Raw genomic sequence first — 5,852 nt, 5'->3', positions numbered from 1 at the left:
CTGGAAAGCGAAGCTGTTTTGCGCAATATCATAAACCCACTATTCAACAACTATAGAGAGAAATAACAACATCAGACAGAGACAAAGCAGTGAAATGAGGTTACAGATGTGGATAAAACATCATGGATTGGCGTAATACTTGGAATAGCCGTACTGGTTGGAGGCATGATTTTGAAAGGCTCCAGCCCGGTCGCTTTATATAACCCGGCAGCGTTAGTCATCATTTTCGCCGGAACGATTGCGTGTATATTGATCGCATTTCCGATGGAAGAAGTGAAAAAAGTGCCGGCATTGTTCAAAGTTCTGTTTTCGCAGGACAAAATGCTGACAATCAAAGAAATGGTGCCGATGTTCTCCGGATGGGCTATGGTGGCAAGGCGCGAAGGCTTGCTTGCTTTGGAAGAGAAATCAGAAGAAGTGGAAGATCCGTTTCTGCAGCGCGGCCTCAAAATGGTCGTCGACGGCCAGCCGCAGGAACAGATCCGTGAAATGATGGAAGAAGACATTGCCGCGATGGAAGAACGCCACGAACTTGGGGCGAAAATCTTCACGCAGGCCGGTACTTATGCGCCGACACTCGGTGTTCTCGGAGCAGTAATCGGGCTTGTAGCAGCGTTAAGCCATTTGGACGACATCGCGTTACTTGGGAAATCCATCTCGGCGGCATTTATTGCCACGATGTTCGGGATTTTCTCCGGTTATGTACTTTGGCATCCATTCGCCAATAAATTAAAACGGAAATCTGAACACGAAGCGCGCATCAAGCGCATCATGCTGGAAGGATTGCTTGCAGTGCATGAAGGCTTGCCGGTCCGTACCGTAGAAGAAAAACTATTGACTTACCTGCCGCTCAAGGACCGCGTTCTTGAAGAGGAAGTAAAAGAAGGTGTCCGCGTTGAAGCGTAAGAAAAAACACGAAGACCACGTCGATGAGTCCTGGCTGATTCCGTATGCGGATATCCTGACTTTATTGCTCGCATTATTCATTGTTTTATTCGCAGCGAGTGAAGTGAACTCACAGAAATTCCAGGAGATTTCGGATTCGTTCAATAAAGAACTGCAGGGCGGCACTGGCATTTTGGATAACCAATCGGCAGTGGAAACGTTCGAAGAGACGTCGAAACTCGCTGAGCCGAATGACGCCGACCCGACAGAAGGGGAAGCGACGACGCCTCCGGAAGCAGAAGAAGAAGTAGATGACAATAAAATTGAAATGACGGCCGAAGAGATCGAGCAGCTCGCTTTAGCGGAAGATTATAAAGAACTGGCGGCGATCCAGGATAAAATTAAAGCCTATATCGCGGAACGCAATATGGAAGACAAGCTGGAAGCGGAATTGACGTCGAAAGGGCTTGTGCTGAAGATTAAGGACGGCGTGTTATACCGTTCGGGAAGCGCAGACCTCTCGGAAGAGTCACAGACGATAACAGCGGAAATCGGCAACATGCTTGTGACGGATCCGCCGCGCAGCATTTTCATCGAAGGGCATACGGACAACGTTCCGTCCACTTCTGCACAGTTCCCGTCGAACTGGGAATTAAGTTCGGCTCGCGCCATCAATTTCATGAAGATTTTACTCGAGAACGATAATTTGGATCCGCGGAAATTCAGTGCCACCGGGTTTGCTGAGCATCAGCCGATCGCAAGCAACGATACAGCGGAAGGACGCGCGGAAAACCGCCGCGTGGAAGTTCTGATTTCATTGTATTCACATGAAGAAACAGAATAAGAGCAAATAGAGGTGCATTATGGGGAAATTGACGAAAATTTTAATCGTGTCAGTGCTGGTATTGGCTGCGGCAGGAGCGGGCGCTTTCTTCTTTTTGGGGAAAAACGCGGAAGGCTCTGAAGAGAAAGAGAAACAGCCGTCAGCCGAGGAACTCGCTGCTATGAGCATCGACACCGATGTCATCACAACAAATCTTGCGTCGCCGAATTTTGGTATCGTGCAGTTCAATATTTTATTGGACAGCGAAAAAACGAAGGAAGAAGCTGAAAAGCGGACGCCTGAAGTCCGCGCTGCCATCATTTCAACGGTTGCCGGATTTACGAAAGATGAACTGGTCGGCCAGGAAGGCATCACGGCCCTTGAAGAAGAGCTGAAGGCGAAACTCGCGGACATTATGCAGACCGGCAAAGTGGAGCGCGTTTTGGTGACGGAATTCAAGGTGCAATAATAGTAAAAACAATTGAAAAAACACTAAACAATGCGTGAAATGTGCCGATAAATACTCTATAAAGGAATCAGGTGGTTGTAATGCAGTCAGATCGATTGGCTAACTGTACGATTTGCGGCAAGTTATATTTAAAGGACCATACGGATTATTGCCTGGACTGCTACAAGGAAATGGAACGTGAATACAAAGTGATTTCCAATTTCCTGAAAGTTGAGGAAAACCGGTTTGCTTCCATTGAAGAAGTCAGCGCGTTCACGGGAGTGCCGGAGAAACGGATCGCGGAATTCATACGGGACGGCCGCATCTATGTCGAAGATTACCCGAATCTGGGGTACGGCTGCGCGCATTGTGGTACGCTTATCAAGCGGCAGATGCTGTGTGCAAGCTGTTTTGAAGACTTTACAGCCGAAGTCAATAAAACACTGAAAGCCGAAAAGTTCTTTGAAGACGCCAACAAGCCGAACGAGCATGCGCATACGGCACGCTACTGGAAATTAAAGGATTAAAAATAAAAAGACGGGGCGGTGAAGGAATGAATATCGATAAAACAAACGGTTCTTCCTTTATTCAATCGTATCAAAAGCAAATGCAGGTAACGAAAGTGGATAAGGCAAAGCCATTGCAGAAAGAAGACCAGTTGGAAATTTCAAATGAGGCCAAGAAGATGTTCGAAAGCAAAGCCGAATTTGAACGCCATGAAAAGATCCAGGCGCTGAAAGCCCAGGTGCAGTCAGGCGAATACCAAGTCGATAACGACAAAGTGGCAGAAAAGATGTTTGATTTCTGGTACGGAAAATAATTTTGTTCTATTAAAGGAGGGTGTCGGATATTGAACGCAATGGTCACGGCACTGGAAAAATTGATCGGCATCCAGCAGCAGCTCATCACATGCGCTGACGATAAGAAAGCGGCTTTGATTGAGCGCAGCGTGGATGGATTGAACGCAATAACGAAAGAAGAAAAGAAGCTGGTCAAACAGCTCGAACAGACGGAAGCTGAACGGATGGCAGCAATGGAAGGTGTTTCGCAGGAACCTGCGGCAACGAATTTCCAGTCATTCCTCGACGGTCTTCCCGGCGGACAGGAAAAACAGAAGCTACAACTCCAATTGACAACATTACAGGAGCTCACAGCGGAACTGCAGGAGAAAAACCGGATCAACGACCGCCTGCTGAAAGATTCCATGAGCTTTGTACAACATATGATCGACCAAATCACCAAATCGCAGCAGCAGAACTTCAATTATCAATCACCGACAGGGCAACAGAATTCACAAACAGGCAATCGCGGCTTTTTCGATACGAAAGCATAAGCGGAGCAGAAGAGAGGGAAACACATGGTTTCAACATTTCACGGGTTAGAGACAGGAAAACGCGCTTTGAGCGTCGGGCAGGCAAGCATTGCGACGACCGGTCATAATATTGCCAACGCCAACACGAAAGGCTATTCGCGCCAGCAGGTGAACCAGAGCACATCGCCTTCACTGGATGTCTGGACGAACAGCACGAACCCAGGCCAGCTCGGCTCCGGCGTTTCCATCGACTCGATTACCCGTGTGCGTGACCGTTTCCTGGACAATCAGCACCGTGACCAGTCGGCGAATCTCGGCGAAGCGGAAACGAAGCAAGCGGCGTTCGACCGTCTGGAATCGATCATTAATGAACCAAGCGATTCGGGACTGAATGCAGCAATGGATCAGCTGGCGAATGCGTGGCAGGATCTTGCAAATAAACCAGGCGATGCGTCTGCACAGGCGGTAGTAAAGCAGCGCGCGCAGGAGTTTGTGGAAGTTGCACAGGCGATGGACAGTTCACTGGGGAATATGAAAGATGATTTGACTGCACAGAAGAATGCGGCCATTGAAGAAGCAAATGCATACATCAAACAAATCGATGCGCTGAATAAAAGCATTGTCCGCGTGGGTGGCCAGCCGAATGACTTGCTGGATCAGCGTGATGCAGCCGTAGAATCACTTTCAAAGTTAGTAAAAATTAATGTAAGAGAAATAGAAGGCGCTTATAAAATCACATACCCTTCATCCAGGGTTACTTACGAAGACGGTTCATTGGTAATTGATGAAGAAGTAATTGATGGCCAAGAAGTTGATGGTCAATTCATCGGCGGCAAAATTGGCGGCTTGATTGATGCGGAAGCGAAAGTGTTGGACATTCAGAAGGATTTGGAAGGTGTTGCAACTGGATTTGCGGAAGCCAATAACGCAGCTGAAGATGAATTCCCACTGTTCAGCAACACCGCCACCATTGCTGAAATGAAGGTTAACTTCGGAGCTAACCTTACAACTATTCCAGCTGGTGTAGCTGAAGAAATGAAAGCTTTGAAACCGGATCCGGAAAATGAAGGAGGATTTATTCCTACCGCAAAATCGAATCTTCAAAAGCTTGTCAGCACATTAGGCGCTGAAAGCCAGTCAGCAACCCGCTCTGTTGCCAATTTCGAAGCGACTTTGCAGGCGACAGAAAATCGCCGCCAGTCCGTGTCAGGAGTTTCGCTTGATGAAGAAATGGCGAATCTTGTTAAATTCCAGCATTCATACAGTGCCGCAGCCCGGCTGATATCGACGACGGATCAGATGCTTGATACGATTATTAACCGGATGGCTGCACGTTAATAATCGGTAACCGGAGGTAAGAAAATGAGAATTTCACACCAGATGCTTCACCAAAACTCAATGGCCAATATGAACAACTCAATGGGCCGTTTCCAAAAAGCATATAATGAGGCGTTGACCGGTAAGCAGGTGTCGAAACCTTCCGATGATCCGCACGGCGCGGCTAAAGCGATGGAGCTGAAAAGTGCTCTTGCGACAAATGAGCAGTACGAGCGCAACACCGGCGAAGCCAAACTGTGGCTTGATGAAACGGACCAGACTGTTTATGAAATGGTTAATGTCATGCAGCGTGTCCGCGAACTTGCGGTACGCGGAAACAATGAAACCTTGTCACCGGAGGACCGTTTGACGGTTTCTAATGAAGTCAAAGAACTGACAGATCAGCTTCGCCAGTTTGCGAATACGAAGGTGAACGGTGCGGATTTGTTTACGAAGGCGGTTGTTGGTGCTGAAGGAGTATCCACGTCTACAGCTAAGTCGATAACGGTCGGCGGTGGAATGACGATTCCGGTGAATGTTACTGAAAAAGAATTGCTGGGAGAAAACGCGAAGTTGCTGACGGATTTAGAAGGTCTTACGACGGGCCTTGATAATGGTACTGCGATGGATCTCGATTTAATTGATGATGGAATCAATCGATTATTAAAAGCTTCTTCAGATGTCGGTGCACGCATGAACCGCGTCGAATCAGCGGAAAACCGCATGTTCGATAATACGATTCAGTTGAAGTCAATGCTGTCGAGCATCACGGACATCGATGTGGCGGAAGCGATCACGAAGCTGAAGAGCGAAGAGAGCGTCTACCAGGCGAGTCTTGCAGCATCAGCAAAAATCATTCAGCCGAGTCTGATGGACTTTTTGAGATAATATATAGAAGGAGCGTTGCCTTTGGGCGGCGCTCTTTTTTATATTAAATTTCCAGCCCGAAACTTAACGAAAAAATTACATAAAGCTAAAAATGACAAAAGCTTGCACCCCTATACTTAGAGATGCAAGCTTTTCTTGTCCAGACTTCAGCGGCCCAGCTCTTCGGGTCATAAGTCAAA

General features: G+C 47.6%; 8 protein-coding genes. All 8 read left to right on the top strand.

Annotated features, from left to right (window positions below; all coding sequences use genetic code 11):
- Positions 1-108 precede the first annotated feature (108 nt).
- The 8 genes from motA (at position 109) to flgL (ending at position 5,673) form a co-directional block, all read left to right on the top strand.
- Positions 109-906: a flagellar motor stator protein MotA gene (motA, locus tag KW93_RS16505; protein ID WP_033544154.1), complete on the top strand. Its 798-nt coding sequence runs from the start codon at positions 109-111 to the stop codon at positions 904-906.
- Positions 896-1,729, top strand: a complete 834-nt coding sequence (locus KW93_RS16500; RefSeq protein ID WP_200883360.1) for a flagellar motor protein MotB — start codon at positions 896-898, stop codon at positions 1,727-1,729. Before motA ends, KW93_RS16500 begins: the two co-directional genes overlap by 11 nt.
- Before the next feature lie 19 nt (positions 1,730-1,748).
- Positions 1,749-2,177, top strand: a complete 429-nt coding sequence (locus KW93_RS16495) for a flagellar basal body-associated FliL family protein (protein WP_052131670.1) — start codon at positions 1,749-1,751, stop codon at positions 2,175-2,177.
- Between the two features lie 80 nt (positions 2,178-2,257).
- Positions 2,258-2,683 carry a flagellar protein gene (locus tag KW93_RS16490; protein WP_033544151.1) on the top strand — a complete coding sequence of 142 codons (426 nt, stop codon included), beginning with the start codon at positions 2,258-2,260 and terminating at the stop codon, positions 2,681-2,683.
- Positions 2,684-2,709: 26 nt separating this feature from the next.
- A complete protein-coding gene (gene flgM / locus KW93_RS16485; RefSeq protein ID WP_033544150.1) occupies positions 2,710-2,976 on the top strand; it encodes a flagellar biosynthesis anti-sigma factor FlgM in 267 nt (88 codons plus the stop codon).
- 39 nt (positions 2,977-3,015) lie between these two features.
- Complete coding sequence (locus tag KW93_RS16480; RefSeq protein WP_235318434.1) at positions 3,016-3,489, top strand: flagellar protein FlgN; 474 nt, start codon at positions 3,016-3,018, stop codon at positions 3,487-3,489.
- Between the two features lie 24 nt (positions 3,490-3,513).
- Positions 3,514-4,806: a flagellar hook-associated protein FlgK gene (gene flgK, locus KW93_RS16475; RefSeq protein ID WP_033544148.1), complete on the top strand. Its 1,293-nt coding sequence runs from the start codon at positions 3,514-3,516 to the stop codon at positions 4,804-4,806.
- A gap of 24 nt (positions 4,807-4,830) precedes the next feature.
- Positions 4,831-5,673, top strand: a complete 843-nt coding sequence (gene flgL / locus KW93_RS16470; protein WP_033544147.1) for a flagellar hook-associated protein FlgL — start codon at positions 4,831-4,833, stop codon at positions 5,671-5,673.
- Positions 5,674-5,852: the final 179 nt, after the last annotated feature.

The organism is Planococcus sp. CAU13 (assembly GCF_000775575.1).
Lineage (GTDB): Bacteria > Bacillota > Bacilli > Bacillales_A > Planococcaceae > Planococcus.
This window is presented reverse-complemented; position numbering and strand designations above follow the sequence as displayed.